The organism is Pseudomonas sp. NFX1 (assembly GCF_051123555.1).
GTDB lineage: Bacteria > Pseudomonadota > Gammaproteobacteria > Pseudomonadales > Pseudomonadaceae > Aquipseudomonas > Aquipseudomonas capeferrum.
Window position 1 is genome coordinate 744,429 of record NZ_CP169366.1, and the last position, 26,762, is coordinate 771,190.

Annotated in this window: 19 protein-coding genes; 11 read left to right on the plus strand and 8 right to left on the minus strand. The window is 63.4% G+C overall.

From position 1 onward, the window contains the following. Positions 1 to 8 precede the first annotated feature (8 nt). The 5 genes from DJ563_RS03310 to DJ563_RS03330 all read left to right on the plus strand — a co-directional run bounded on the left by DJ563_RS03310 (position 9) and on the right by DJ563_RS03330 (position 5,232). Positions 9 to 542 (plus strand): Csu type fimbrial protein, encoded by a 534-nt coding sequence (locus DJ563_RS03310; protein WP_434518803.1) that lies wholly within the window; start codon positions 9 to 11, stop codon positions 540 to 542. A gap of 3 nt (positions 543 to 545) precedes the next feature. Beyond that, a complete protein-coding gene (locus tag DJ563_RS03315) occupies positions 546 to 1,049 on the plus strand; it encodes a Csu type fimbrial protein (RefSeq protein ID WP_434518804.1) in 504 nt (167 codons plus the stop codon). A gap of 35 nt (positions 1,050 to 1,084) precedes the next feature. After that, on the plus strand, positions 1,085 to 1,861 hold the full coding sequence (locus DJ563_RS03320; RefSeq protein ID WP_434518805.1) for a fimbrial biogenesis chaperone: 777 nt from the start codon (positions 1,085 to 1,087) through the stop codon (positions 1,859 to 1,861). A 108-nt stretch (positions 1,862 to 1,969) separates the two neighbouring features. Beyond that, entirely contained in the window at positions 1,970 to 4,267 is a 2,298-nt protein-coding gene (locus DJ563_RS03325; protein WP_434519690.1) for a fimbria/pilus outer membrane usher protein, read from the plus strand. Further along, positions 4,264 to 5,232 (plus strand): Csu type fimbrial protein, encoded by a 969-nt coding sequence (locus tag DJ563_RS03330; RefSeq protein WP_274097634.1) that lies wholly within the window; start codon positions 4,264 to 4,266, stop codon positions 5,230 to 5,232. Before DJ563_RS03325 ends, DJ563_RS03330 begins: the two co-directional genes overlap by 4 nt. A gap of 16 nt (positions 5,233 to 5,248) precedes the next feature. Here the strand turns inward: DJ563_RS03330 and DJ563_RS03335 are convergent, their stop codons facing one another. Next, positions 5,249 to 6,397: a M14 family metallopeptidase gene (locus DJ563_RS03335; RefSeq protein ID WP_274097633.1), complete on the minus strand. Its 1,149-nt coding sequence runs from the start codon at positions 6,395 to 6,397 to the stop codon at positions 5,249 to 5,251. 212 nt (positions 6,398 to 6,609) lie between these two features. Here DJ563_RS03335 and DJ563_RS03340 point away from each other — a divergent pair, with 212 nt between their 5' ends. After that, positions 6,610 to 7,575, plus strand: a complete 966-nt coding sequence (locus tag DJ563_RS03340; protein ID WP_434518806.1) for an ABC transporter substrate-binding protein — start codon at positions 6,610 to 6,612, stop codon at positions 7,573 to 7,575. A gap of 21 nt (positions 7,576 to 7,596) precedes the next feature. On the opposite strand, the gene DJ563_RS03345 is transcribed toward DJ563_RS03340, so the two are convergent. The 3 genes from DJ563_RS03345 to DJ563_RS03355 form a co-directional block, all read right to left on the minus strand. Then, positions 7,597 to 8,646 (minus strand): NAD(P)-dependent alcohol dehydrogenase, encoded by a 1,050-nt coding sequence (locus tag DJ563_RS03345; protein ID WP_434518807.1) that lies wholly within the window; start codon positions 8,644 to 8,646, stop codon positions 7,597 to 7,599. A 132-nt stretch (positions 8,647 to 8,778) separates the two neighbouring features. Continuing rightward, positions 8,779 to 9,021: a hypothetical protein gene (locus DJ563_RS03350; RefSeq protein ID WP_434518808.1), complete on the minus strand. Its 243-nt coding sequence runs from the start codon at positions 9,019 to 9,021 to the stop codon at positions 8,779 to 8,781. Then, complete coding sequence (locus tag DJ563_RS03355; RefSeq protein ID WP_434518809.1) at positions 9,014 to 9,781, minus strand: MlaA family lipoprotein; 768 nt, start codon at positions 9,779 to 9,781, stop codon at positions 9,014 to 9,016. Before DJ563_RS03355 ends, DJ563_RS03350 begins: the two co-directional genes overlap by 8 nt. A gap of 168 nt (positions 9,782 to 9,949) precedes the next feature. Here DJ563_RS03355 and DJ563_RS03360 point away from each other — a divergent pair, with 168 nt between their 5' ends. Both DJ563_RS03360 and DJ563_RS03365 read left to right on the plus strand, forming a co-directional pair. Beyond that, positions 9,950 to 10,660, plus strand: coding sequence for a response regulator (locus tag DJ563_RS03360; RefSeq protein ID WP_095063633.1), 711 nt, complete (start codon positions 9,950 to 9,952; stop codon positions 10,658 to 10,660). Beyond that, entirely contained in the window at positions 10,657 to 12,012 is a 1,356-nt protein-coding gene (locus DJ563_RS03365; RefSeq protein ID WP_434518810.1) for a sensor histidine kinase, read from the plus strand. The genes DJ563_RS03360 and DJ563_RS03365 overlap by 4 nt, the downstream gene beginning before the upstream one ends. 14 nt (positions 12,013 to 12,026) lie before the next feature. Here the strand turns inward: DJ563_RS03365 and DJ563_RS03370 are convergent, their stop codons facing one another. Together DJ563_RS03370 and dkgB are read right to left on the minus strand one after the other, a co-directional pair. After that, positions 12,027 to 12,491, minus strand: coding sequence for a nuclear transport factor 2 family protein (locus DJ563_RS03370; protein WP_274097627.1), 465 nt, complete (start codon positions 12,489 to 12,491; stop codon positions 12,027 to 12,029). Between the two features lie 163 nt (positions 12,492 to 12,654). Next, positions 12,655 to 13,458: a 2,5-didehydrogluconate reductase DkgB gene (dkgB, locus tag DJ563_RS03375; RefSeq protein ID WP_434518811.1), complete on the minus strand. Its 804-nt coding sequence runs from the start codon at positions 13,456 to 13,458 to the stop codon at positions 12,655 to 12,657. Positions 13,459 to 13,696: 238 nt separating this feature from the next. Between dkgB and DJ563_RS03380 the strand changes: the two genes are divergently transcribed. Together DJ563_RS03380 and DJ563_RS03385 are read left to right on the plus strand one after the other, a co-directional pair. Beyond that, positions 13,697 to 17,746 (plus strand): dermonecrotic toxin domain-containing protein, encoded by a 4,050-nt coding sequence (locus DJ563_RS03380; RefSeq protein ID WP_434518812.1) that lies wholly within the window; start codon positions 13,697 to 13,699, stop codon positions 17,744 to 17,746. Between the two features lie 100 nt (positions 17,747 to 17,846). Continuing rightward, positions 17,847 to 23,084 carry an NEL-type E3 ubiquitin ligase domain-containing protein gene (locus DJ563_RS03385; RefSeq protein WP_434518813.1) on the plus strand — a complete coding sequence of 1,746 codons (5,238 nt, stop codon included), beginning with the start codon at positions 17,847 to 17,849 and terminating at the stop codon, positions 23,082 to 23,084. Between the two features lie 72 nt (positions 23,085 to 23,156). On the opposite strand, the gene DJ563_RS03390 is transcribed toward DJ563_RS03385, so the two are convergent. Both DJ563_RS03390 and DJ563_RS03395 read right to left on the minus strand, forming a co-directional pair. Beyond that, complete coding sequence (locus DJ563_RS03390; protein WP_033699021.1) at positions 23,157 to 23,651, minus strand: DUF934 domain-containing protein; 495 nt, start codon at positions 23,649 to 23,651, stop codon at positions 23,157 to 23,159. Further along, the gene (locus tag DJ563_RS03395; RefSeq protein WP_033699019.1) at positions 23,635 to 25,287 is read right to left on the minus strand and encodes a nitrite/sulfite reductase; all 1,653 of its coding nucleotides are present in this window, start codon (positions 25,285 to 25,287) and stop codon (positions 23,635 to 23,637) included. The genes DJ563_RS03390 and DJ563_RS03395 overlap by 17 nt, the downstream gene beginning before the upstream one ends. Before the next feature lie 215 nt (positions 25,288 to 25,502). On the opposite strand from DJ563_RS03395, the gene DJ563_RS03400 reads away from it, so the two are divergent. Continuing rightward, a complete protein-coding gene (locus DJ563_RS03400; RefSeq protein ID WP_434518814.1) occupies positions 25,503 to 26,579 on the plus strand; it encodes an ABC transporter substrate-binding protein in 1,077 nt (358 codons plus the stop codon). Positions 26,580 to 26,762 lie beyond the last annotated feature (183 nt).

Consider the following 26,762-nt stretch of genomic DNA (forward strand, 5'->3'; position numbering starts at 1 on the left):
AGACTCCGATGCGAACGAACCTCACCCACTGCATCCTCGCCGGCCTCGGTTTGGCCTTGGCTTCCCAGGCCCAGGCCGCCACGGTGACCGGCAACATCACCTCGACGCTGACACTGATCTCGGCCTGCCAGGTCAACGGCAGTTCTGCGAGTTCAGGGTTGAACTTCGGTGCCCTCAACTTCGGTACCCAGGATGCCCTGTTCGGCACCGCCAACGCACAAGTGCTTGGCGGTAGCGGTGGCGCCATGAGCATCCTGTGCTCGGCGGGCACCATACCGGCGATCCGCGTGCGGGCCGGTAGCCACGATGGCCAGTCCAGCGGCGGCACGCGTGCGCTCGCCGACGGTGCCGGCAACTTCGTGCCGTATGACTTCTACACCGACACCGGGCGCACCCAGGTGCTGGTCATCGACGCCACCATCACCTTGCCGACCAGCACCGGCGTGGCGCAAACCGTCAACCTGTACGGCCAGGCACGCGGCAAGGCTGGGCTGCCGGCGGGGGTGTACACCGACACCGTGGCGGTCGAGCTGACGTTCTGAGCCATGCGCGCCTGGTTGGCAGGTGGCCTCACGGGTATCGCTGTGCTGCTGGCGACGCCCCTGGGTGCGGCGCCCACCAGCACGTTCCAGGTGTCTGCACAGATCGTCGCCGGCTGCCTGGTGGTCGGGGGCGTGAGCAATTACGGAGCGCTCAACTTCGGCACCCAGTCGGCGCTGGCCAGCGGCACCCTGAGTACCTCGCTGGGAGGCAGCACGGTGACCTTTCAGTGCACCCCAGGCGTGGCCTTGAGCATGAGCCTGGACGGCGGGCAGAACAACGCCAGCGGCACGCGCAACCTCAAACGCACGGGCGGCACGCAAGTGCTGGCCTACCAGTTGTACCGCGACGCGGCCTACAGCCAAGCCTTTGGCATCGGCCAGAGCGTGGCGATCAGTTACACCGACCCCACGGCGATCAAGTTGCCCGTGTATGGCCGAACCCAGTTGACCGGCACGCTGCCGGCAGGGACCTACACCGATGTAGTGCAAGTGACGGTGACCTGGTGAAACAGCCGGCACCAATTACAGCTAAGGAGAGTGGCATGGGGGCAGGCGCGAAGTGGGCGCATGGTTTGATCGGGTTGTTGCTGCTGGCAAGCCTGCCGGTGGGGGCCGCCACCTCGGTGCTGATCTGGCCGATTGACCCGGTGCTGGAGGCCGACCAGAAGGCCGGTGCGCTGTGGCTGGAAAACCGCGGCAGCGCCCCGGCCAACTTGCAGGTGCGGGTGTTCGCCTGGCGACAGGGGGATTACCAGGAGCAGTTTCAGCCGCAGCGCGACATCATTGGCAGCCCGCCAGTGGCCAACATCGCCCCCGGGCAGAAGCAGCTGATTCGCCTGACCCGCACTGGCAGCTCGCCCGCCGGCCAGGAGCAGGCCTATCGCATCATCATCGATGAAATCCCCCCGGCGATACCGGCCGACCCCGCCAGCCAGGGCGCCACGGCCGCCATCCGCTTGCAGATGCGCTACTCGGTGCCGCTGTTTGTCTACGGCGAAGGCTTGTGGGGCAAGGCCGACCCCGAGGGCAAGCGCAACGCCGAGGGTGTGGGCAAGCCGCAATTGAGCTGGCGCGCGGTGACGGTGCAGGGCAAGCCCTACGTGGAACTGCGCAACACCGGCCCGGTGCATGCGCGCCTGACCGACATGGTGGTGCAGCAGGGCAGCCAGAGCAAACCATTGGCCGAAGGCCTGCTGGGCTATGTGCTGCCCGGTGCCAGCATGCGCTGGCCTGCACCACTGGCGCCGAGCGCCGGCAGCGTGCTCAAGGGGCGGGTCAATGGCCAGAGCGCGGCGGATGCCATCCGCCAAGGGCAATGAGCCAGCAATTGAATGAAGGGCAGGGGCCAGGGAGGACCCGGCAATGGTTGGAAACCGTGTGTGAACTGGCTGTCGGCGACAACGCGCCGCTGGTGCCTGGGGCTGGCCATGTTCGGCCCCTGCCTGGTGCTGGCCGACGACCTGCCACCACCACCCACGGAGATGTCCGCCACCGCCGATGCCACGCTGTACCTCGACCTGTTGGTGAACCAGATGCCCAAGGCTGAGCTGGTGCCGGTGCAGCAACGGGCCGGGCGCCTGTACTTGGGCAGCGATGTGTTGCGTGCTGCCGGTATCAGCCTGCCGGGCGAGCCCCAGGGCGAACTGGCCCTGGATGCGGTGCCAGGCCTGCACACCGACTACGACAGCGCGAACCAACGCCTGCTGTTGCAAGTACCGCCTGCCTGGCTGCCGGGCCAACAGGTTGGCGACCGCAGCCTGTACCCGGCCAGCGATGCACGCAGCAGCTTCGGCGTGTTGTTCAACTACGACCTGTACCTCAACGATACCGATGAAGGCGGCACCTACCTGGCGGCCTGGAATGAACTGCGCCTGTTCGATAGCTGGGGAACGTTCTCCAGTACCGGTCAGTGGCGCCAGTCGTTCAATGGTGCGCAGGCCGACCAGACGCGCCAGGGCTTCCTGCGTTACGACAGCACCTGGCGCTTCACGGATGAACAACGCCTGCTCAGTTACGAAGCCGGTGATTTCGTCACCGGTGCTTTGCCCTGGACCAGCTCGGTGCGGGTCGGCGGCCTGCAACTGTCGCGAGACTTCGCCGCCCGTCCCGACCTGGTCACCTACCCACTGCCTGCATTCGCCGGTGAAGCGGCGGTACCGACCTCGCTCGACCTGTTCATCAACGGCTACAAGTCCAGTACCACTGAGCTGCAGCCGGGCCCTTACACCCTGACCAACGTGCCGTTCATCAACGGCGCCGGCGAGGCGGTGGTGGTGACCACCGACGCCCTTGGCCGGCAGGTGTCGACCACGCTGCCGTTCTATGTCACCAGCAGCCTGCTGCAAAAAGGCCTGTCGGACTTTTCGGTAGCTGCCGGTAGCCTTCGCCGCGACTACGCGTTGCGCGACTTCAGCTACGGCCCAGGCGTCGCCTCGGGCAGCCTGCGCTATGGCCTGAGCGACAGCTTTACCCTCGAAAGCCACATCGAAACCTCTGAATCGCTTTTGCTGGGCGGGCTGGGTGGCAACATGCGGGTGGGCAACTTCGGGGTGCTCAACGCGGCCTTGGCGCAGAGCCAGTTCGAGGGCGAGAAGGGCCATCAGGTCGCCCTCGGCTACCAGTACAACAGCCAGCGCATCGGCTTCAGCTACCAGCGCCTGCAGCGCTATGGCGACTATGCCGACCTGTCACGGGTCGACAGCCCGGACATGCAGCTGAGCCAACGCAGCGAGCAGGTCACCGTCAGCCTCAACCTCAACGAATACGGCAGCCTCGGCGCCGGCTATTTCGATGTCCGGGCCGGGGACGGTTCGCGCACACGGCTGATCAACCTCAGCTGGAGCAAGTCGCTATGGGGCAACACCAGCATCTACCTGTCGGGCAACCGCGAGGTTGGTGACAGCCAGTGGGCCGTGCAGGCGCAAATGGTGATTCCGTTCGACTTCAATGGCACCTTGGCCATGAGTGTGGAACGCAGCAAGGAAGGCGAGGACCTGCAGCGGGTCAATTACAGCCGTGCGGTGCCGGTGGGCGGTGGTGTCGGCTACAACCTGGGTTACGCCACCGGTGGCAACCGCGATGCCTACCGCCAGGCCGATGCCACCTGGCGCCTGCAGTCGGTGCAGTTGCAGGCTGGTGTGTATGGCAGCAGTGGCGAGATGACCCGTTGGGCTGATGCCAGCGGCTCACTGGTGTGGATGGACGCCGGGGTGTTCGCCGCCAACCGCATCGACGACGCCTTCGTCGTAGTCAGCACCAATGGCTATGCCGATGTGCCGGTGCGCTACGAAAACCAGCAGATCGGCCGCACCGACAGCAGCGGCCATCTGCTGGTGCCGTACAGCAGCGGCTACTACCGGGGCAAGTATGAAATCGACCCGATGGACCTGCCGCCCGACATCCTGGCGCCGGAAGTGGAGCAACGCGTGGCGGTCCGTCGGGGCAGTGGTTACTTGCTGGAGTTCCCGATCAAACGTGTGCTGGCGGCGAGCATTGAGCTGGTGGATGGCAACCAGCAGGTGATCAAGCTCGGCAGCCGCGTGACCCATGAGGAAAGTGGCAGCCAGGCCGTGGTTGGCTGGGATGGGTTGGTCTACCTGGAGAACCTGTCGCCGCACAACCGCCTGCAAGTTGCGCTGGAGGGGGGCGGGCATTGCCAGGTCGAATTCGACCTGCCTGAAAGTGCAGGGTCGATCCCCTTGATTGGCCCATTGGTGTGCCGATGAAGGCCTGGCAACGAAGGTTATGGGCCAGCGCGCTGCTGCTGCCAGCAGGTGTGGCATGGGGCAAATGCACGTCAGTGCCAACCGTGCCTGCGACATTTGGCACCATCAGTTCGACCCTGGTGCGCAGCACGGTACAGACCGCCTTCAGCAGCAATTCGGGGTTGCAGTGCAACGGCTCGGTGCTCAGCGTGCTCGGCAGTGGCGATACCTTCAAGGCGACCATTCTTCCGGCCACCGGTGGCTTGGTCGGCCCCACAGGCGACGTCATTCCCTACACGTTGTATGCCGACAGCAGCACCAACTACCCGATCACCCGGGGCGTGGCCTTCGATTTCGCCCGCAACGGCATTATTGACCTGCTCGGGTTGCTCAACGGTACGCCCAAGGCGGTACCGATCTACATGCGGACCCAGATCGGCAGTAACGTTGCGGCGGGGCTCTATCAGGAAACGCTGAGCGTCGGCTGGGCCTGGAACTACTGCGACGGCATCGGCATTGGCGGTTTGTGCATCGGGCGCGACAACAGTTCCGGCACCCAGCCGCTCACGGTCAGCCTGACGGTGAGCAACGACTGCCAGATCACCACCCCCACCATCAGTTTCGGCAGTGCACCCGTGGTATCGGGGTTTGCCACGGTGAACCAGGGCGTAAGCCTGACCTGCACCAAGGGTACCAGCTACACGGTGGGGCTGGATGACGGGCAGAACGTGTCTGGCGGGCGGCGCCGGATGAAATCCGCAGCCAACAACTACCTGGCCTACGATATTTTCAAGAGCGCCAGCGCGGTGCGCTGGGGCTCGGTCACCGGGGCCCGACGTTCGAGCAGTGACGCCGACATCAACCCGGGGGCTGGCACCGGCACGGGCAGCCAGGTGTTCAACTACAACGCCAAGGTGTACACCGACCAGGCCACACCGCCGGCGGCCACCTATACCGACAATGTGACGCTGGATGTGCAGTTTTAGCGGTCGACCCTTGATGTCAACGCAGGTCGTCAACCATTTTCAGCAACGTCTCCAGCACAGCCCCGGCCAAAGCCTTCGACCGCGCCCCCGACCACCCGGCAACCGGATCAGGCGCATCGTCATGGTCCTTGAACGGCATCTCCAGCGTCAGTGACAGGCAGTCATGGGCCATCCCCACGGCATTGCACGCCAGCGTGGTATTGGCCTGCCCAGGCTCATCGCGCGTGTAGCCATGCACGGTCTGGAAGTCCGGCGTCACGCTGCACAGCGTGCTACGGAACTGTTCCTCCAGCTTCGCCAGGCGTGGCGTGTAGCCTGGGTTGCCTTCACACGCAGCGGTGAACACATGCGGGATTTCTTCGTCCCCATGCACATCGATGAATGCATCCACCCCGTACTGCTTCATCTGCGCCTGGGCAAAGAACACCTCGGGGCTGAGTTCGACGCTGGCGTCCTGCCAGGCGCGGTTGAGGTCCTTGCCTTTGAAGTTGGTGCGCAGATGCCCGAGGAAGGCACCGTCCGGGTTCATGTTGGGGATCAGGTACAGGTCGGCTTTTTCCAGCAGTTGCCGCACCTTGTCATCGTTGGCTTGCAGGCGGTCGATCACGCCCTCCATGAACCACTCGGCCATGTGTTCGCCCGGGTGCTGCTGGGCGATCAGCCACAGCTTGCGTTTGCCGGGTGCGCCGTTGCCGGCACGTAGCAAAGGGATGTCACGGCCCTGCACGCTACGGCCGCTGGCCAGCAGTTCGACCCCCGGAATCTGCTGTGCGCGTTCGATCAGTTGGTTGTGGCGGGCGCGAGGGTAGGGTTGGAAGTAGGCGAACCAGACCTGTTCGTGCTCAGCGTTCAGCTCGAACGACAAGGCCTTGCCATCGAACTGGCTGGGTACGCGGAACCACACCTGCTGATCGTAGGAGGCCACCGCGTTGTAGCCGGCCCAGGCCTGCTTGTATGAAGATTCGTAGGCGTTATCCAGGCTGAAGCGATGGGCCTGCCCCGGTGTCAGCCCGCTGACCTTGAAGTGAAACCACTGGAAGTGGCCGCTGTGGGTGTCCGGGCGGATGGCCAGGTGCACCTGGGCTGGGTTGCTGGCATCCAGTACCTGGATGTTGCCGGAATCGAAATCGCAGTCGATCTGCAGGGGGGACAGCGTCACGGTCATCGCCGGGCTCCTTGACGGGCTTTGTTGTGGGGTTACTGTACACCGGTTGCGTGCCGGAGTGATGCAGGTGGCCTGTTGCTGCGGGTTTCATGTGCTCGGCAATAGGTTAATAGCTGTGTATTTTGCATATTAGGTTGGTTCTAAAATCAATTTCATTTATTAGCTGTCGCCCGCTACAGTCGTGGTTTTCCAGGCCCTGCAAGGAGCAGCGGATGTCCCTTCGAACCCGACTCTTGATCATCGCCGCCAGCACGTTGCTGGCCACCCAGGCATTGGCTGCCGAGCGCCTGACGCTGCGCATCGGTGACCAGAAAGGCAACATGCGCGCCCAACTGGAGGCCGCGGACGCCCTGCGCGACCTGCCATACGACATTCAGTGGGCCGAGTTCCCCGCAGCCGCGCCATTGGCCGAGGCGCTCAATGCCGGGGCAATCGACGCAGGCATCATCGGCGATGCGCCATTGCTGTTCGTGCTGGCCTCGGGGGCGCCGGTCAAGGCGGTTGCCGTTGACAAGTCCGACCCGTACGGCACCGCGCTGCTGGTCAGCCCAGAGGCGCCGTTGCACAGTGCCGCCGACCTCAAGGGCAAGCGCATCGCGACTGGCCGAGGCTCGATTGGCCATCACCTGGCCCTCAAGGCGCTGGACCAGGTTGGCCTGTCGGAAAAGGACGTCGAGTTCCGCTTCCTCGGCCCGGTCGACGCCAAGATCGCCTTGGCCAATGGCGCGATAGACGCCTGGTCGACCTGGGAGCCCTACACCGCACTGTCGGAATTGAGCGGGCAGGGCCGGGTGCTGGTCAATGGGCGCGGCCTTTCCAGCGGCAACAGCTTCCTTGCGGCCACCGACAAGGCGCTGGAGGACGCGCCACGTCGCGCGGCGTTGCAGGACTACCTTGCGCGCCTGGCCGGTGCCCAGGTCTGGGCCAACCAGCACCTGGACAGCTACTCGAAAACCCTTGCGGCCATCATCGGCTTCCCTGAAGACGCTGCACGCCTGCAGTTTGAACGCCGCCAACTGCGCTGGCAGGCGATCGATGCCAAGACCATCGCCGAGCAACAGGAAACCGCCGACTTCTACCAGGCCCATGGCCTGATGAGCCGGCGGCTGGACGTTGCGCCGACCTTCGCCAGCGGCTTCAGCGTGCCCGCTGCCGATTCACTGGCGGCCCAACGCTGAGCCGCTGGCAGCGGCCGCCGATCAATCCGCCAAGGTGGCGTTGTCGATCACGAAGCGATACTTCACGTCGCCTTTGAGCATCCGCTCATAACTCTCATTGATCTGATCGGCCCGGATCAGCTCGATGTCGGCAACGATCCCATGCTCGGCGCAGAAGTCGAGCATCTCCTGGGTTTCGGCAATGCCGCCGATCATCGACCCGGCAATCGCTCGGCGCTTCATGATCAGGTTGAATACGTTCGGCGATGGATGCGCCGTGGCAGGTGCCCCCACCAGGCCCAGCGTGCCATCGCGCTTGAGCAGCATCAGGAATGCATCCAACTCATGCGGCGCCGCGACAGTGTTGAGGATGAAGTCGAATGACAGGCGGTGCGCTGCCATTGCGTCGGCGTCGCGCGACACCACCACTTCATCGGCGCCCAACGCCAGCGCCGCTTCACGTTTGGACTCGGACGTGGTGAAGGCCACCACATGCGCGCCCATGGCATGGGCCAGCTTGATGCCCATGTGCCCCAAGCCACCGATGCCGACCACGCCGACCTTCTTGCCCGGCCCAGCGCCCCAGTGGCGCAGCGGGGAATACGTGGTGATACCGGCGCACAGCAGTGGCGCCACGGCCGCCAGTTGCGCTTGCGGATGGCGTACGCGCAGCACATAGCGCGCATGCACGACGATCTGTTGCGAGTAGCCGCCCAGGGTCCAGCCGGGTTCGTCGGGCGTTGGGAAGTTGTAGGTACCGATCATGCCGTTGCAGTAGTTTTCCAGCCCCGCGTCACAGTCGGCGCAGTGTTTGCAACTGTCGACGATGCAGCCGACACCGACCAGATCGCCGGCCTTGAAGCCTTTGACATGCTCACCCACGGCAGTCACCCGGCCGACGATTTCGTGGCCCGGTACACAGGGGAAGCGGGTGCCCTCCCATTCGGAGCGCACCTGGTGCAGGTCGGAGTGACAGATGCCGCAATAGTCGATGGCGATCTGCACATCGTCGGCGCCTGGCGCGCGACGGGTGATGCGGATCGGTTCGAGGGGCTGGTCGCTGGCGTGGGCGCCATAGGCGATGACGTGCATGGGGAGATCCTCGGGTGAAGAGTCGGAACAAGCAGCATGTCCGACCCTCACCGGGCAGGGGTAACTCGATTCAGCCGACGGATTGCCTGATTCTGTTGCCGGCGTCAGCGCATGGCGCGCTGAAAAACGCCATCAGCATGGCTCGCCTTCTGCGCCTTCCCTGGCCATCCACTTCAACAGCGTTGCGATGGGCACGCGGCGGTGCACTTCGTGCCGCTGCTGCGCAGCTGCCTCGCCAGAGCGTTCGCGATAGCGGCTGATGATCAGGTCCCGGCCATCCTCGGAGACTCGGGCCTCGAGCTCGTGCAGCAACTGTTGCCGGGCGTTGCTCTCCAGGCGCCTGAACAGCACCACGGTTGGTTGTGCATCACGCATCGGTTGGCACCCCCTGGCAGCGTGCTGGGTGGCCAGCTTTGCCCTCGGCTACCCGTTCGGCACGCTGCTGGGCGGTGTAGTCGCGCACGGCCTGATAATAGTCTGGCTGAGTGCGCAGCCTGTCGGTCAGCGGCAGCACGTCGGCGCGGCCATCCACCACGCCACCTGCCGTTGCCGCGTTGCCCAAGGTGTCGACCGTGTCGCTGTTGTCGCCAAACGGTGCGACTGCGATGCCCAGCACCCTGCCGGTTGCATCGCGCAGGTTGTGCGTGCCGAGCAACGGCAGTTCGACGATCGGGCCATCGGCAATGTTCCACACACCGAAGGTCTGGCCAAAGTCCGAGGTGTGTCGGGCCAGCCCCATCTTCCCGGACACATCGACCAGGCCTGCCACGCCCAGGGTCGTGTTGAAGGTGAAGCGTGCAAGGCTGGTCATTGCCCGCTCGCCATTGCCTTGCAGCAGGTCGTTGAGAAATACCTTGGGCTCGCCGAAGTTGGCGACGAAGTTGTGCACGCCCTGCTGGGTGAAATCAGGCAATGCGCTGTAGCCACGGGCGATGGGTGCCAGCAGGTAGTCATCGACACTTCGGTTGAAGGCGAACACGGCGCGGTTGGCGGGTTCGGCGGGGTCGCTGAGTTGATAGGCCACAGGCCCGCAGGCACTGGCAGGCGGCCGCTGACTGCAGCCTGCGGCGGCGAGCAGTGACAGGGCGAGTAGGGCATTGCGGGCTGAGGACCAGGCATGGGGGAGGGTGGGCATGGGCGCATTCCTGACAAGAACTGGCGCCGATGGTGTGGCCGGTTGATTGCCAGGGAATGTCCAGATTGCTTCGCGGTTGTCACTTTGTTTCCGGGTTGAAATATATGACGGCAGCTGCGCGATGGCCGTACAGTAAGCGTTTACTGTCCCTGTTCGCGGTGCCCTGGTGTGAGCCATTTGCTGATTGTCGACGATGATGTCGAAGTACTCGACCTGCTGCAGAAGTTTCTCCGTCAGCATGGTTACGAAGTCGATGTGGCCAGTGATGGCAAAGGCCTTTGGCAGGCGCTCGAACGGCGGGTGCCAGACCTGGTCATTCTTGATGTGATGCTTCCGGGCGACAGCGGCCTGGTGCTGTGCCAGCGCTTGCGTGCCGAATACAAGATGGCGGTGATCATGCTCACCGCCATGGGCGAGCTGAGCGACCGTGTGGTGGGGCTGGAGCTGGGCGCAGACGACTACCTGACCAAGCCGTTCGCTGCCCGTGAGCTGTTGGCCAGGGTGCGGGCGGTGCTGCGCCGCGCAGGCGAAAGTGCGAGCAGCCCACCCGCTGACGTGCGTACGGTACTTGAGTTCTCGGGCTGGCAACTGGAGGTGCTGCGCCGTGAGTTGCGCTCGCCAGAGGGCGTGCTGATCCCCTTGTCCACGGGCGAATTCGAACTGCTGCTGGTGTTTGCCGAGCACCCCAGGCGCGTGCTCAGCCGCCAGCAATTGCTGGACCTGGCGCGGGGTGAAGCGCACGAAGCCTATGATCGAAGCATCGATGTGCAGGTGAGCCGGCTGCGGCGCAAGCTTGAGCGCGATGACGACTGCGAGCCGCTGATCCGCACCTTGCGCAACGTCGGCTACCTGTTCAGCGCCAGCGTGAACAAACGATGAGCCCGCTTGCCTGGGTGCGCAAGGCGCTGCCACGGCCGCGGGTCACCATCGCCCGCTGGATTGCGCTCACGACCCTGGCTGCCATGCTTGGCCTGCTGCTGCTCAAGTGGCTGTTCAGTGTGCTGCTCAGTGTGTGGGCGCAACCGCCGTTGCTGGAAAGCGGCCTGATCGACAAGGTTGCCTCGGTCGCCCGCATGATCGACGCCGCGCCTGCGGCACAGCGGCCGGCCCTGGCCAGCGCAGCGGGTGATGCGGCCTACAGCGTGCAATGGCTGCGCCGGCATGCCGACGCTGGGTTGCCGACCCTGGCCGATAGCGAGTTTCGCGAAGGCGCGCCGACCTTGCGTGCGCTGTTGAAGCGCCCGGACGCGCAGATCGAGGTCTTCGGACCGCAGGATCTGCCCGCGCAGGCGCAGCAGCGTGGGTATGCCCTGCTGATCGAACTGTCGGACAAGTCGTGGCTGCTGTATCGCGCCAGTGACCGCAGCTGGGGGCTGGATGAACTGCCGCGCAACCTGATCATTCTGGCGTTGATGATTGCCTCCAGCCTGGCCTTGGCGCTGCTCGCCACGCGTTACCTCGCCCAGCCTCTGGAGCGTTTCGCCGAAGGGGCGCGGCGCTTTGGCAAGGACTTCAACGCGCCACCGATACCGGTGGTCGGCCCTTACGACTTGCGCCAGGCTATCCTTGCGTTCAACGCCACGCAGGCCCAGCTCAAGCACTTTCTCGACGACCGCACGCAAATGCTCGCCGCCATCTCCCATGACCTGCGCGCCCCGCTGACCCGCATGCGCCTGCGCGCCGAGTTCATCGAGGACAGTGAACTGCAGGCCAAGTTGTTCAAGGACGTGGACGAGATGCAGGCGATGGTCGACGCCGCATTGCAGTTCTTCCGTGACGATGCGCGGCTGGAGCCGAGCACGGCGTTCGACCTGGGTGAACTGCTGTTGACGGTGGTGGATGACTTCAAGGATGCAGGCATCGACATCCGCCTCAGCGGCCCGCGCCGCTGCGTCTATGTGGGCCGGCCCATCGGCATCAAACGGGTGGTGGTGAACCTGATCGACAACGCAGTGAAGTACGGCTGTGAGCCGACCGTGCAGTTGCACGTTGCTGACGAGCACCTCGTCATTGCAGTGCTTGACCGTGGGCCGGGCATTGCGCAGCCACTGCAGGCGCGTGTTTTCGAGCCGTTCTACCGCATCGAAGGCTCGCGCAACAAGGATACCGGCGGGGTGGGCCTTGGCTTGCCGGCGGCGCGCGCCATCGTGCTGGAACAGGGCGGCAGCGTGACCCTGAGCAACCGCCAGGGCGGCGGGCTCGAGGTCAGGGTCACGCTGCCTGTCGGTTGACCGGGTCGCTGTGCTCAGAGCTCCAGGTCACTGAGGCCGGGGTGATCGTCCGGGCGCCGGCCGAGGGGCCAGTGGAACTTGCGATCCGCTTCGGCTATGGGTTGCTCATTGATACTCGAATGGCGGTTGTGCATCAGGCCATCGTCGGCGAATTCCCAGTTCTCGTTACCATACGCGCGGAACCATTGGCCGCTGTCATCGTGGTACTCGTAGGCGTAACGCACGGCAATGCGGTTGCCGGTAAAGGCCCACAGCTCCTTGATCAGGCGATACTCCAGCTCATGGTTCCACTTGCGTGTCAGAAAGGCCTGCACCTCGGCCCGGCCACGGGGGAACTCGACGCGGTTACGCCACACCGTATCGGGCGTGTAGGCAAGCGCCACCTTGGCGGCGTCGCGGCTGTTCCAGCCGTCTTCGGCGAGGCGGACTTTTTCGATGGCGGTTTCGCGGTTGAAGGGGGGCAGCGGTGGGCGGGGCATCGTAGGCACTCCTGAGGTGATTTGCACCTATTCAGAGTAGTCACCGAGTCTGGTGAGGAGAATGGGTGCGTTTGACACTTCATAGTTGCGGGCTGCGGAACAATGCGCTGTACGGCGTAGTATCGAGTTCTGGCACCGTAGCGCAACCCAGGTCTCAGCCGGCTCAGTCCCAGTGCGGCGCCAGGCCGTCGGGGCTGACTTCGCGGCCATTGCGCTCGAGGGTGGCAATGCGCGCCATGTCGTCGGTATCCAGGTGCAGGTCACGGGCGAGCCGGTTGCTGGCCAGGTTTTCGCGCTTGGTAGAGGACGGGATTACCGCATAACCCAGTTGCAGGGCCCAGGCCAGTGCGACCTGCGCGACGGTGGCTTTGTGCTTGGCGGCGATTTCGGCCAGCAGCCGGTCCTTCAGGACCTTGCCATAGGCCAGGGTCATGTAGGAGGTGACGGTGATGCCCTGTTCCTTGAGGAAAGCGCTCAGCGCGCTGTTTTGCAGATAGGGGCTGAGCTCGATCTGGTTGGTGGCGATTTCGCCCTTGCCCACCACTTCGATGGCCTGGCGGGTCAGGTCGATGTTGAAGTTGGACACACCGATCTGGCGGGTCAGGCCCAGCGCCTTGGCCTCAGCCAGTGCAGTCATGTATTCGGGCAGCTCGATGCCATTGCCCGGTGCGGGCCAGTGGATCAGCAACAGGTCGACGTAGTCGGTGCGCAGTTTGGCGAGGCTTTCGCGCAGGCTGGGGATCAGTTTGTCGGCTGCATAGTTGTCGACCCAGATCTTGGTGGTGATGAACAGCTCGCTGCGCGCCACGCCGCTTTCGGCAATGGCCTGGCCCACGTCGGCTTCGTTCTTGTAGATCTGTGCGGTGTCGATGGCGCGGTAGCCCAGTTGCAGTGCCGAGCTGACCGAGTCGATGACGGCTTGGCCGGTAAGGCGGAAGGTGCCTAGGCCGAAAGAGGGAATGCTCATGGAGGTGCTCCTGTTGAGTGAGACTGTTCGAGTGGGCAGCAGTGTGCGGGGTTCAGGTGAAATGATTAAGGCGGGTCTGGGCGAAGGTCATTTGACTTGTAGTCACGAATGGCGGGGGTGACCGTGATCAAGTCGCGGGCAATCCATCGATTGCCGCCCTGGTTGACTTAAGTAGTGCGGCTGCCCGGCGCAACGCTGTTTAGCTGCGGGCTGAACCTACAATCGGAAAATGCCGCCCATGACCTCGCCATCGCAGCAACCCAATGTCACCGACACCCTGATCGCCAGCCTGTTACCCACCTGGCTCAGCACGGCCTCACTCGATCAGCTGGGCAAGTTGCGGACAAGCCTGCAGCATCAGCAGCGCACCCAGCACAGGCTGGCGACGTTGTTTTCCCGTGTAACCCCATTGGATGCCTTCGCCGAGGCGTTGCTTGACCAGGTATTGAGCGAGCAACTGTTGCCTGGGCTTGATGTGCGGCAGGTGAAGTTGCGGCGCACCACCATCCTTCCTGGTTCGTCTACGGTACCTGGCGGGTTGGGCCAGTCGCAGACCGAGGTCAGCGAGGTGACGTTGCTGGTTGCTGCGCTGCACAACTTCGCCGAACAGGAAGCCGCGCCGGCAGGCTCGCTGCAGACCGAGGTGATCGTTGATGCTGAAGGCACGGTGCAGGCGCTTGACCCACAAACCTACGTTGCGCTATGCCGAAGCGTGGATGTCGGGGGGCAGTACCAGGGGCATCTTGAATCCATACTGCTGGCGCCGGGCGTGCCGGGTACGCAGGTAGCCGCATTGCTCGAAGAAAGCGCACGCGCCAACCTGGAGGCCGACGTGCGCCTGGCGGCAGCCAAAGGTGAGATCGATGAGCGCACGTACTTGCAATGCCTGCCGGTCATCGCGGAAGTTGCCGTGGTGGCGTCCGACCCAACCCGATTGCTGCCCTTCGAAATTCGCCTGCTGGGCAAGTTGATGCGAGGGGTGGTGGCGTTCGAAGCGCGCCAGGAGGGGCTGCCGAGCGCACCGCTCGAGGGGGTGGTGCTGTGGGTGCCGGATGATGTTCATGGTGCGTTGCAACGTTATGATTCCTGGGATGAGCTGTGGCAGGCCCTGGGCCAAAGGTGCCGGCAGGACGGCTATCCTGCCTTCATTCAGCGCTTCGTCAGCGAGCGCGACCGGTGCGCCTTCAGCCAGACCCTGCAACGTTTGTTGCAGACCCATACCAACAGCCAGCCAGTCCAGCTCGATGGCCGCAGTCAAGCGATCGAAGGGCAGCTGTTTCAGCACGTACGCCAGGTGCGTATCAATACGCTGCTTGACGATGCGTGCGTGTTGGCCACACCCACTGCCAAGGCCAACCAGGCAGAGCGCGAGCGGCGCATGGGCGACTATGCCAGTGCAGGTCTTGACCTGTTGGGGCTGGCCAGCCTGTTCGTCCCCGTGCTTGGCCTGCCGTTGTTGGGTATCGCTGCGTTGCAGGCCAGCCATGAGGTTTATGAAGGGTATGCCGACTGGCAGCTAGGGGACCGGGAAGGCGCGCTGAATCACCTGTGGGGCGTTGCTGAAAACCTGGCCGCAGGGGTGGCATTGGCGTCGATCGGTTTGGTAGCAGGGCGCCTGATCGAACGGTCTGCCTACGTGGACGCATTGATGCCGGTGTTGACCGAAAACCATGGGTTGCGCCTGATCGATGCAGCTCTGCCAGGCTACGCGTTGCCAGATGGAGGGCTGGCCGTTGGCGAGCGGGCCGAGGTGGTGGGACAGATGCGCTTGCGTACCCACCTGGCGACCTACCAGGTGGTCGAGGATGCTCAAGGGGCGGGCTTGCGCATCCGCCACCCCAGCAGGGCGCAGGCCTACTCGCCGTTGCTCGACAGCAATGGCGAGGGCGGTTGGCGCCATCAGTTGGAAACCCCACAGCATTGGCAGGGTTCTACGCAACTGATGCAACGCTTGAACAGCGCCTGGGCGGCGCTCGAGCCACTGACTGCCGAGCATGTCATGCGCATCACAGGCTTCGATGAAGCGCGTCTGCGCCGCTTGCACCTTGAGCATGCGCCAGCGCCTGCACGGTTGCAGGATGCTGTGCAGCGCTACCAGTTGCATGCACAGCATCCAGCGTTGCACGGTGACGCTTTCGAGCTGCACCTGAGTGGGCTGCAGGCCCCTGCAGAACCCGCCGAGCGGGTGTTGAGGCGCGACTTCCCCGGCCTAACGCCGCGTGGCGCGCGGGAGATCACCCAGCGTGCGGGGCCCGAAGTGATCGAAGCCATGAACAGCAGCCAACGTGTGCCGCTTGCCTTGGCCACCGAAGCACGCTGGCTGTTGCGTGACTGCCGCTTGGATCGTGCCTGCGCAGGGTTCTATCAGGCGGCAGCGGTGAATGCTGACACCGAGCGGTTGGCTCTGGGCCTGATCGCAGAGGCGGCACCGTGGCCGCAAACCGTGCGGGTCGAGCTGCGCAGCGAGCGCCTGGGCGGCGATCTGCTCGCCCAGTCAGGTGCACAGGATGCCAGCCAAGTGAGGTACATCGTCAGGCGTGGCCAGGGTTACCAGGCTCTGCAGGATTCGGGGGTGCCACTGCCGTCGGCGAGCGAAAATGACAGCGTGTGCCAGGCGCTATGGTGGCACCTCGATGAGGCGCAGAAGCAGGTGCTGGGCGAGGGTGTGGGTACGGCTGAGCAGCTTGGCCATACCCTGGCCATTCGCGCTGGCGAACCACGGGAGCGCGCGGCAACGCTGCTTGGCATGGCGCCGCCAAAGGGGGCTGTGCGCCCGCCAGTGCGCCTTGGCGATGGTCGGCTGGGCTACCCGCTGAGTGGTGGCGATGCCTCGCGACCACTGCGCGGCCGGGTATTCACCACGGCAGACCTGCATGCCCGCCAGTCCATTCGCACCGGGCTGCACCAGTTGTTCACGCACCGCTCGGTTAGGGATGTGATGTGGTTGGCGATGCAACTGGAGCAGAGGCCGGGCCGCACGGTCTGGACAGCGTTCAGTGACCTGGCAAGGCAGGTCGAGCGGCTAGACCTCAGCCTGCGTGGTTGGCGGGGGCAAGCCACGCCGGAAAATTACCATCGCCGCCAGCGCGTCGGGCAACTGATTCGGGAGGCATGGGAGCCTGATTTCTATGGACCCGGCGGTGTAGAGGAGTTGGTAGTACGCAGTGAGCCAGTTGGTGGCCTGCCCCTGCTGCCAGCGGATATCCAGTTTGGGAACCTGCACCGGCTGTGCTTGAGCAATCTTGGCTTGACCTCGCTGGAAGGCGATTTCCTTGGCCGCTTCACCCAATTGCGCAGCCTGCAATTGAGTGGCAACAAACTGACCGTGGTACCTGGCTTGGGCAACCTACGCCGTTTGATCAGCCTGGACCTGCAGCACAACCGCTTGACCACCGTCGATGGGGTTCAGCATATGTCGTCGCTGACGCAACTGATCTTGAATGACAACGAGGTCAGTGAGGTGCCTGGGTTGGCAACGCTAACCAGACTCACCCGCCTGGACCTGCGGCGCAACCGGCTGACTGCGCTTGACGGTGTGCAGGGGCTGACGCTGCTGACCCAGCTGGACCTGAGTGACAACCTGTTGTCTGGCCTTCCCGATCAGATTCACAGGTTGATCCGGCTACAGTATCTGAACCTGAGCAATAACCAGTTCACGTCGTTGCCAGCGGGTGTCGAGCGGATGGTGGGGTTGACCCAGTTGAACCTTGCCGGCAATCGCCTTGACGAACTGCCGGAGGCGTTAGGCGGGCTGAGCCGGTTGTTGCAGCTGCACGTGGCCGAGAACAGGCTAGTGAATGTCCCGGCGGCCATCGGCAACCTGACCAGCCTTAAAATCCTCAACTTGCGCGGCAACCAGCTCACCGCGATACCCGAGGGCCTGGAACGGCTGCGACAACTGACCGAACTGTACCTGGGCGATAACCAGATCGTCATCGATGTCTCAGGCGGCCAACGCCTGGAAGCGTTCAGCGCGCTGCGAACCTTCAGCTTGAATGGCAACCCGATCGGCATGATCCCGCCACTGCGTAACCTCGACCACCTGGCCCATCTGTCGCTGCGCTCGACAGGCCTGAGGGAATTTCCATTGGCTTTTCTGGAGCACCATGCGCAGCTGTATGTGGACCTTGCCGATAATCTGATCGTCGAATTGAGCGAGCGGGCCTTGATCTGGATTCGGCAGCACCCGAACCGGCTCAACATCAACAACAATCCCCTAGATGAGCAGGTGCTGGCACGTTGGCGTGCTGCGCGGGTGCAGTTCGACACGCTAAGCCAGCGCGGTTGATTCAAGGGCTGCCGCTGCCAGTGGGGCGGTTTGCAATAGTTACCGCCAGCCCCCCGCTTGGCAGTGGTGCAATCGCAGCTCTTGCCATGAGGAGCCTGTGATGCAGACCCCGCCATTTCCCGAAGCGTCCACGGATGCCTTGATTGCCAGTCGCTTGCCTGCCTGGCTGACCGAGGCCCCGCTCGATACCTTTTACGCGTTACACGAAAGTCAACGCCGTCAACAGCAGGTACAGCAGCTACTGCACGACCTGCTGGCGCAGATCGCACCGCTGGACGTCTTCGCCGCCCCATTGCTGCAACACGCACTGCAAGCGCAGCATCAGCTGACGCTCGATGTGCGTCAGGCCAGATTGCGACGCAGAACCTTGCAGCGCTTCCCCTCGCACATTGCGCACGTGCCAGATGGGGTCAAAGAACAGGTCTATGAACACAGCTTGCTGCAATCGGCCTTGCATAACTTCACCGAAGGCGAAACATTCGCCAGCGCAATCATGCAGGGGACCGCGGTGCTGGATGCAACCGGGCAGCCTTGTTCGCTTGCTCCCAAGGCATTCTTCACGCTGTGCCGCTCGCTCGACCTCGGTGGCCAGTACCAGTCGTACCTCCAGGCGCACCTGACACCGGCAGGAGAGGCCGGTCGGCAACTCGAAGTACTGATCGAGGAGGGCTTGCGTGCAAACCTGGAGGCGGCGTTACGGTTATCGCTGGTCAACGGGGAAATTGCGCAGCACGCTTATGAACATTGTGCTGCGCTGGTTGCGCTGTTTTCATCCGAGGCGTTTTCGGCTTCAGGGCTGCGGCCCATGCAACTGCGGGTATTCGGTCAGCGGGTACGCGGTGCGGTGGCGTTTGAAATCACTCATCAGGAGGCCACTGATGAGGTATTCGAGGGGATATTGTGCTGGATCCCCGATGACCCTCAAGGCCCCTTGACCTGGTACACGTCCTGGGATGTCTTGTACTTGACCCTGGGCAAGCAGTTTCGCTTGCCTGGGTACGTCGAGTTCTTTCAGCGGTTCATCGGTGCACGTGACCTGCAAGCCTACGTGCGCGCCCTGGATAACGCGCTGAAAGCCACCGACCGGGATGTGCCGGTCGAGCTTGACGGGCGTCATGAAGCAATCGAGCTACCGCTGTTCGAGTATTTGCGCACGCAGCAGATCGACACCCTGCTGGACAACGCCAAGGTGCACGGCGTGCCCACTGCAGAAGTGGATGCGCAGGTACGCGACAGGCGCCTGCATTTCTACCTGAGTTTTGCCCTTGATGCGTTGGGCCTGGCAAGTTTCGCGCTGCCCGTGCTGGCTTTGCCGCTGCTGGGCATCACTGCGCTGCAGGTGGCGGATGAGGTCTACGAGGGTTATGCCGATTGGCAACTGGGGGACCGCCAGGGCGCACTGGAACACGTGTATGCGGTTGCAGAAACCGTGGCCATGACCGCTGTGAACGCTGGTGCAGGCGCAGCGTCGCACCGGCTGGCGCGTAACGTACGGGTCGAAACGTTGGTGCCGGTGCATGCGGTTGATGGCACGGTGAAGTTGTGCGACCTCGACTTGCCAGGTTATGCCGTTCAACACCAAGGCACCGTCGGCACGGTGGTCACGGTGCAAGGCGCAGAAGTGGTGCGTACCCCCCTGGCCAGCCATGTGACCTCAGCAAACGGTGAAACCCAGCAGCGCCGTATCCGCCACCCCACGCGCAGCAATGCCTACGCACCGTTGCTTGAAGGCAACGATGCCGGTGGCTGGCAGCATGAACTTGAGACCCCACATGAATGGCACGGCAGTGTTCAGCTGTTCAAGGACCTCGCTACGGATTGGGCGAACCTCGACGAGCAGGCCATACATAACGTGATGCGGGCCACAGGGCTCAATGAAGACCTGTTGCGCCGATTGCATGTGGAACACGCCTCGCCCCCGGCCCGCGTGTTGGATGCGCTGCAGCGGCACCAGTTGCACACGCAGTTGCCAGGGCTGCAAGGCGAGGGCTTCGAGCTGCAGTTGCAGGCGCAGCAGCCCTGGCCGTCCGAGGCCGAAACCCTGCTGCGTCGGGATTTCCCCGGGTTGTCGGTGCTGGGCGCGCGGGAGATCATCGCACACGCTGGTGAAGACCTGGTCGAGCAGTTGCAGGCGCACCAGCGTGTACCGCTGGCCTTGGCCGAGCACGCGCGCTGGTACTTGCGCGATACGCGCCTGGACCGCGCTTGCGCGGGGCTGCTGCAAGCCGCAGCGATCAATCGTGATACCGAGCAACTGGCGCTGGGCCTGATCGCTGACCGTGCTCCTTGGCGCGGCGTGCGCATCGAGGTGCGCGGCGATACGCACTTGGGCGCACGGTCTGCCTGGGCCGGTGCGCAAGAGGCCAGTGAAGTCCGTAGCGTAGTCAGAACTGCCCATGGCTATCAGGCGTTGGATGCGCACGGTGTCCCGCTGCCATCGGCAACGGCCGAAGACTCTTTGTTCCAGGCCCTGTTGCTGCAACTTGACCCTTGGCAGAAGCGGGCTTTGGGTAACGCTGGGGACTCACCTGAGGCGCTGGCTGAGGCGCTGTCGCTGTGGGCCGGTGAGCAGCGCGATCATGCCGCAACGCTGTTGGGCATGGCGCCGATCGGACTTGGTTTCAGGCCACCGGTACGGCTCGGCGATGGTCGCCTGGGCTACCCGCTGAGCGGGCGTGGCGAGAGCAGCGATCGTGCGCTGCGACGCGGTATCCAACGGCTGTTCCCCGACATTGACCCAAGTACGATGGCACGCTTCGCGCAAGACGCCCGCGAGCTTGGGCTGACCCCTTGGAACTACTACCTGCGCCTGTGTGAAGAGCTGCGTGCCCTGGATCAGGCATTGGGCCTGTGGCGGCGACAATCGTCCGGGCCGATCCAGTTGCTCAGACGGGCGCGCATGGCACGGCGGATTCGTCATGCCTGGCAACGGCGCATTCGCGATGTTGACGGTCATCCAGCCCTGATCCTGGAAGGCTCACGCCTGGGCACGCTGCCAGCGCTCCCAGAATCGGTGCGCTTTGATCATGTGACCGCGCTCACCCTGCGCAGCCTCGAGCTGACAGCTATCGAGCAGGGCTTTCTTGCCCGTTTTCCCAATGTGCATCGTCTGGATTTGTCGTTCAACAGGCTGGCATCGATACCCGAAACCGCAGCATTGACGCAGCTTCGGCAGATAGATCTACGGGACAATCTTATCGTTGACATCAGCGAAGCGCAGGCGAGCGCGCTGCGTGCCAACCCCGAAAGGGTGCATTTGCAGGGCAATCCGCTTTCAGCAATGGCGCGCGAGCGGCTGGCGATGGGGGCGTCTGCAGTGCCACCCGAGCAGGGCGCAGGAAGCAGGGAGCGGTGGTTCGAAGGGGAGAGTGAGCACGAGGCGGCGCGGCATCGCAGCCAGTGGCGGGCGCTAGAGCATGAGGCTGGCAGCGGCGGGTTCTTCGCATTTCTCGATGCGTTGCGGGCTAGCGAGAAGTTTGCGCTTGAACCCGCAGAGATGCGGCGTCGGGTAGGCGAGTTGATAAACGCCATGTACCACCATGCTCACATTCGACAGGCACTTTTCCTGCAAGCGGCTGTGCCTCGCAGCAGCGTCGACCTTGATACCCTCATCATCAGGTTGCAGGTTGCATTGCGTACCGATGGCGTGCACGGTCGGCGTATCGAGCGTGAGTTGCGCAGCCTTGGGCGTGAACTGTTCAGGCTCGATCAGGTGAACCGCTTTGCTGCACGTCATATGGACGGCCTGCGTCTGCGCGCCGTGTCATTCAACCCGAGCGAGATCTACCTGGCATTTCGGGCACAGCTCGCAGAGCAGTTGGGCATTTATGGCCAGCCGACGTACTTGAGTTTCAGGCACATCGAGCATGTGACGCCAGATGATCTTGTCGGGGCCGAAGCAGCTGTGTACGAGGCCGAGACGGCCGAGGCGCTCAGCCAGTTCCTGGCGCAGCAGGCGTTCTGGGAAGATCACGTTCGGGTTGCTTACGACGATCAGTTTGCCGTCATCCGTCAAGCCTACGTTGAACGACAAGCTGTACTCGCCGCAGACCAGGCCCACGAGCAGGTGTCGCCAGATGCGTTGGCGCGCATCACCGAACAGCGCCGGGAGGAGGAGCAGGCACTGACGCTGACACTGGCCCGCGGCAGTTACTGGACATGGTATCGGCTGGAGCCTCCCCACGGTCCTGGCACCCGGGCGTTTGCGCACCTGTCGAGGCGGCTTGAAACAAGCCTGGAGCTATGGCGCGGGCTGCCAGGTGAGCCCGAGTACGCCGCGCGGTCACATGTCGCGGATGTACTGCGCGCGTTCTGGCAGTCGAATTATCGCGAAGAAGGGCCGTCCTTGGGCTCTACCAGTACAGGTTTGACTATCAGTACGTTGCCTGTGTTGCCCGCCGGTATCATGTTCGACCGGCTAAGAGCCTTGTCCTTGCGTAATCAGCAGCTTTCGAACATCCGGGCTGACTTCCTGCGCCATTTTCCCAACCTGGAGGTCGTGCAGCTGTCCGGTAACCGACTGACCGAGCTTTGCGGGCTGGAACATCTGCCGCAACTGCGCATCCTGGACCTTGGTGGTAACCAGCTCGAGACGGTGGCTGGGTTGCAGCACTTGCGGCAACTGACTGACCTGGACCTCAGTGGCAACCACCTGGAGCAACTGCCGGCCGGCGTCGAGCAGTTGGCCCAACTGGCCAGCCTGGACCTTTCGTTCAATCGGCTCAACGTACTCGATGAGCGCATCGGGCAGTTGGCAAACCTTGAGAACCTGCAGTTGAGCGGTAACCTGCTGAGCAGTGTGCCCAGCAGCCTTGGCAACCTTGCCCAACTGAATATTCTCAACCTTGGCGCGAACCGCTTTGCCACTGTCCCGGAGCGTTTGAATCATCTGGGCAGGCTGACCCAGCTGTACCTGCACGACAACGTGATAACCCTCGATGCAGAAAGCCAGTTGCGCCTGGAGTGGTTCTCCCGGTTGGAAGTCCTGGACTTTGATGGAAACCCGTTGGGTGTGGCCCCTCAGTTGCGCTACAACGTTCACCTGCAGTACGTGTCGTTGCGTGCAACGGGCTTGCGCAGTGTTCCGCTGGCGTTGATGCAGCGCTACCCTGACCTGGTCGTGGACCTGCGTGGTAACCGCATTGCGACGCTTGGCGAGGACGCGTTGAACTGGATCGAAGCCCACCCGGAAACGATCAATCTCGAACAGAATCAGCTGAACGAAGAGGTCATGGAGCGAATACGCGAGGCGCTGGCACGGGTGCAGGCCGAATGGGTGAGGGCGATAGAGCAGCAGCAAGCCACTGCGAGCAGGAAACCGCGGGGCCGCAGAGGCTGAAAAGCGGTTTTGCGTGGGTTGCGGTAGAAGAAGGGGCACGGCCCACCGGGTAGTGGGCCGTACTTGCCGCGGTCAGCGGCGGCGGAACAGCGGCAGCGGCTGATCGGTGGCGCCCTGATAGGTCACCGAGAAGTCTTTCAGACCTTCCAGTGCGTCTTCCGGGTCCTTGTCAGCACGGATGGCAAACGCGTCGAAACCGCAGCGGGCCATGAAGAACAGCTGGTCGCGCAGAACGTCGCCGATGGCGCGCAGCTCGCCTTTGAACTGGTAGCGGTCCCGCAGCAGGCGCGCGTTGGAGTAGTTGCGCCCGTCGGTGAAGGCCGGGAAGTTCAGGGCGATGACCTGGAAGTGCTGCACGTCCTCGCCGATCTCTTCCGCTTCCTCGTCGCTGTCCAGCCACACACCCAGGCCGCCGTCGCGGGCCTTGAGCACGTGGGCATGGTCACGCCACAGTTGCAGCGGGACGATGTAATCGTCGCAGTTGCTCAGCTCGTCGAGGGTAGTTTCCTTGGGCAGCAGGTGCCAGGTTTCGTCGACGATCTGGTTGTTCTTAATGATTCGCTGCATAGACGCGTTCCTTGAAGGGGTCGATGCCGATACGCTGGTAGGTGTCGATGAAGCGCTCTTCCTCGGTACGTTGTTCGACGTACACGGCGATCAGCTTTTCAATCACGTCGGCCATGGCGTCCTGGGCGAAGGATGGGCCGAGGATCTTGCCCAAGCTCGCGTCACGCGCAGCGTTGCCGCCCAGGGACACCTGGTAGAACTCCTCGCCTTTCTTGTCCACGCCGAGGATGCCGATGTGGCCCACGTGGTGGTGGCCGCAGGCGTTCATGCAGCCAGAGATGTTGAGGTCGATTTCGCCGATGTCGAACAGGTAGTCCAGGTCGTCGAAGCGGCGCTGGATGGATTCGGCGATCGGGATCGACTTGGCGTTGGCCAGCGAGCAGTAGTCGCCACCCGGGCAGCAGATGATGTCGGTCAACAGGCCGATGTTCGGCGTGGCGAAGCCACCTTCACGCAGTTCTTGCCACAGGGCGTGCAGCTGGCGCTGCTCGACATCGGCGAGGATGATGTTCTGCTCGTGCGAGGTGCGCAGGAAGCCAAAGCTGTAGCGCTCGGCGAGGTCCGCCACGGCGTCCAGCTGCTTGTCGGTCAGGTCGCCAGGGGCAACGCCGGTGGGTTTCAGCGACAAGGTCACGGCCACATAGCCGGGGCGCTTGTGGGCGCGGGTGTTGCGCGAGCGCCAGCGAGCGAAACCTGGGTATTCGGCATCCTGGGCACTGTAATCGACGTTGTCGAGTGCCAGGTAGTCAGGGTCGACGAAGTGGCGCGACACGCGCTGGACTTCATCTTCGGTCAGGGTGCTGCTGCCGCCACGCAGGTGGACCATTTCGGCCTCGACCTTCTCGGCGAACACTTCGGGCGTCAGCGCCTTGACCAGGATCTTGATCCGCGCCTTGTACTTGTTGTCACGGCGACCGTAACGGTTGTACACGCGCAGGATGGCGTCCAGGTAGCTGATCAGGTCTTGCCAGGGCAGGAACTCGTTGATGAACGAGCCGACCACCGGGGTACGGCCCAGGCCGCCGCCCACCAGTACGCGGAAGCCAAGCTCGCCGGCTTCGTTGCGCACCGGCTCCAGGCCGATATCGTGTACTTCGATGGCGGCGCGGTCTTCCTTCGAGCCGTTGATGGCAATCTTGAACTTGCGCGGCAGGTAGGCGAATTCCGGGTGGAAGGTGGTCCACTGACGGACGATCTCGCACCACGGGCGCGGGTCGATCAGCTCATCTGCGGCGACACCGGCGAACTGGTCGGTGGTGGTGTTGCGCAGGCAGTTGCCGCTGGTCTGGATCGCGTGCATCTGCACGGTGGCCAGCTCGGCAAGGATGTCCGGGATGTCTTCCAGCGCCGGCCAGTTGTACTGCACGTTCTGGCGGGTGGAGATGTGGGCGTAGCCCTTGTCGTAGTCGCGAGCGATCTTGGCCAGTGTGCGGACCTGGCGGGCGTTCAGCTGGCCATAAGGCACGGCGACGCGCAGCATCGGCGCGAAACGTTGGATATACAGGCCGTTCTGCAGGCGCAGAGGGCGGAATTCTTCTTCGCTCAGCTCACCGGCCAGGTAGCGGCGGGTCTGATCACGGAACTGCTTGACGCGGTCCTCGATGATCCGCTGATCGTACTCGTCGTATACGTACATAAAAGTCCTGTCTCAGGCTGCATGCAGCTATTCGCGCGCACGGCCGCGCACTCCGGTTCGGAGCTGGGGAACGATATCAGAGTGTGTTTATGCGCTAAAGTGATGTTTTTGCATATGAAAAGAACCAAACGAACTAAGTGAGACTGACTGGCATTTGTTCGTCAACGCGGGTCGCAGGTTTATACTCGCGGGTTTGTTGCAAGGGGTGTAACCGCATGCTCAAGGCGCTGTGCCAAAGCTTGTGCCTGAGCCTGCCGTTGGCAGCCAATGCGCAGGCTGCTTCAGTCGTGTTCCTTAACCCGGGCCTTTCGAGCGAGACATTCTGGGTTGGGTATTCGCGCTTCATGCAGGCGGCGGCCGACGACCTGGGCCTGACGCTGCGGGTGGAATACAGCGAGCGCAGCGCCGAACGTGCGCTGAACCAGGCACGGGCGCTTCTCAAAGGCCCGCAGCGCCCGGACTATCTGGTGCTGGTCAACGAGCAGTACGTGGCGCCAGAAATCATCCGCCTGTCCCAGGGCACCGGGGTCAAGCTGTTTCTGGTCAATAACGGCCTGACCGCCAGCCAGGCGCAGAGCATCGAGGCCCAGCCCGAGAAGTATGCCCAGGTACTGGGCACGCTGATCACCAACGACGAGCAAGCCGGTTACCAGATGCTGCACGAGATGGTCGCCCTGCTGCCGCCGAGCAACGAGCCGGTGGACCTCGTGGCGTTTGCCGGGGTCAAGACCACCCCCGCCTCGCAGTTGCGCGAAGCGGGCATGCGCCGCGCCTTGGCTGACTTCCCCCAGGTGCGCTTGCGCCAGGTGGTGTATGGCGGATGGAACCGGCAGCGTGCATTCGAGCAGGCGCAACTGCTGTTGCAGCGCTACCCGGACACACGCCTGGTGTGGTCGGCCAACGACGAGATGGCCTTCGGTGCCATGCAGGCGTTCGAGGCTGCCGGGCGAATGCCGGGGCGGGATGCGGTGTTCAGCGCCGTCAACAGCTCGCCGCAAGCGCTGCGTGCGCGCATCGACGGGCGTCTGGGCGTGCTCATGGGCGGGCATTTCACCTTGGGTGGTTGGGCCATGGTCATGCTCAATGACGATGCGCAGGGGCTGCCGATCAATCGGGGCGGGCGCCGTGAGCACAGTGTGCCGGTGCTGCAGTCGATTGACCCGAACAAGGCCCGACGCTGGCTCAAATTGCTCGAACGTGACGACTACGGCATCGACTTTCGCCACTACAGCGCTGAAGGCCGTCCATCCGATTTTCAGTACCCTTTCCTCACATCCCCTGTGGAGTACTGATCTGCCTGGCCGCGGCTGGCAAAAAACCCTGCTTGAGAGAAGGGCATTGCTCGTCTTTACTGCTGTGGGTGAAGTGCATTCCCATAACCACTACAAGAGGCAATGCAATGGGAAACTCAACCAAGGTCCGCAAAGCTGACAGCAGTGTCGATGCCTGGGCGATTCTGTGTTTGATCGTGCTGG

Coding starts and splice junctions, on each gene's coding strand:
- DJ563_RS03310 (WP_434518803.1), top strand. CDS start 9: ATGCGAACGAACCTCACCCACTGCATCCTCGCCGGCCTCGGTTTGGCC.
- DJ563_RS03315 (WP_434518804.1), top strand. CDS start 546: ATGCGCGCCTGGTTGGCAGGTGGCCTCACGGGTATCGCTGTGCTGCTG.
- DJ563_RS03320 (WP_434518805.1), top strand. CDS start 1,085: ATGGGGGCAGGCGCGAAGTGGGCGCATGGTTTGATCGGGTTGTTGCTG.
- DJ563_RS03325 (WP_434519690.1), top strand. CDS start 1,970: ATGTTCGGCCCCTGCCTGGTGCTGGCCGACGACCTGCCACCACCACCC.
- DJ563_RS03330 (WP_274097634.1), top strand. CDS start 4,264: ATGAAGGCCTGGCAACGAAGGTTATGGGCCAGCGCGCTGCTGCTGCCA.
- DJ563_RS03335 (WP_274097633.1), bottom strand. CDS start 6,397: ATGACCGTGACGCTGTCCCCCCTGCAGATCGACTGCGATTTCGATTCC.
- DJ563_RS03340 (WP_434518806.1), top strand. CDS start 6,610: ATGTCCCTTCGAACCCGACTCTTGATCATCGCCGCCAGCACGTTGCTG.
- DJ563_RS03345 (WP_434518807.1), bottom strand. CDS start 8,646: ATGCACGTCATCGCCTATGGCGCCCACGCCAGCGACCAGCCCCTCGAA.
- DJ563_RS03350 (WP_434518808.1), bottom strand. CDS start 9,021: ATGCGTGATGCACAACCAACCGTGGTGCTGTTCAGGCGCCTGGAGAGC.
- DJ563_RS03355 (WP_434518809.1), bottom strand. CDS start 9,781: ATGCCCACCCTCCCCCATGCCTGGTCCTCAGCCCGCAATGCCCTACTC.
- DJ563_RS03365 (WP_434518810.1), top strand. CDS start 10,657: ATGAGCCCGCTTGCCTGGGTGCGCAAGGCGCTGCCACGGCCGCGGGTC.
- DJ563_RS03370 (WP_274097627.1), bottom strand. CDS start 12,491: ATGCCCCGCCCACCGCTGCCCCCCTTCAACCGCGAAACCGCCATCGAA.
- dkgB (WP_434518811.1), bottom strand. CDS start 13,458: ATGAGCATTCCCTCTTTCGGCCTAGGCACCTTCCGCCTTACCGGCCAA.
- DJ563_RS03380 (WP_434518812.1), top strand. CDS start 13,697: ATGACCTCGCCATCGCAGCAACCCAATGTCACCGACACCCTGATCGCC.
- DJ563_RS03385 (WP_434518813.1), top strand. CDS start 17,847: ATGCAGACCCCGCCATTTCCCGAAGCGTCCACGGATGCCTTGATTGCC.
- DJ563_RS03390 (WP_033699021.1), bottom strand. CDS start 23,651: ATGCAGCGAATCATTAAGAACAACCAGATCGTCGACGAAACCTGGCAC.
- DJ563_RS03395 (WP_033699019.1), bottom strand. CDS start 25,287: ATGTACGTATACGACGAGTACGATCAGCGGATCATCGAGGACCGCGTC.
- DJ563_RS03400 (WP_434518814.1), top strand. CDS start 25,503: ATGCTCAAGGCGCTGTGCCAAAGCTTGTGCCTGAGCCTGCCGTTGGCA.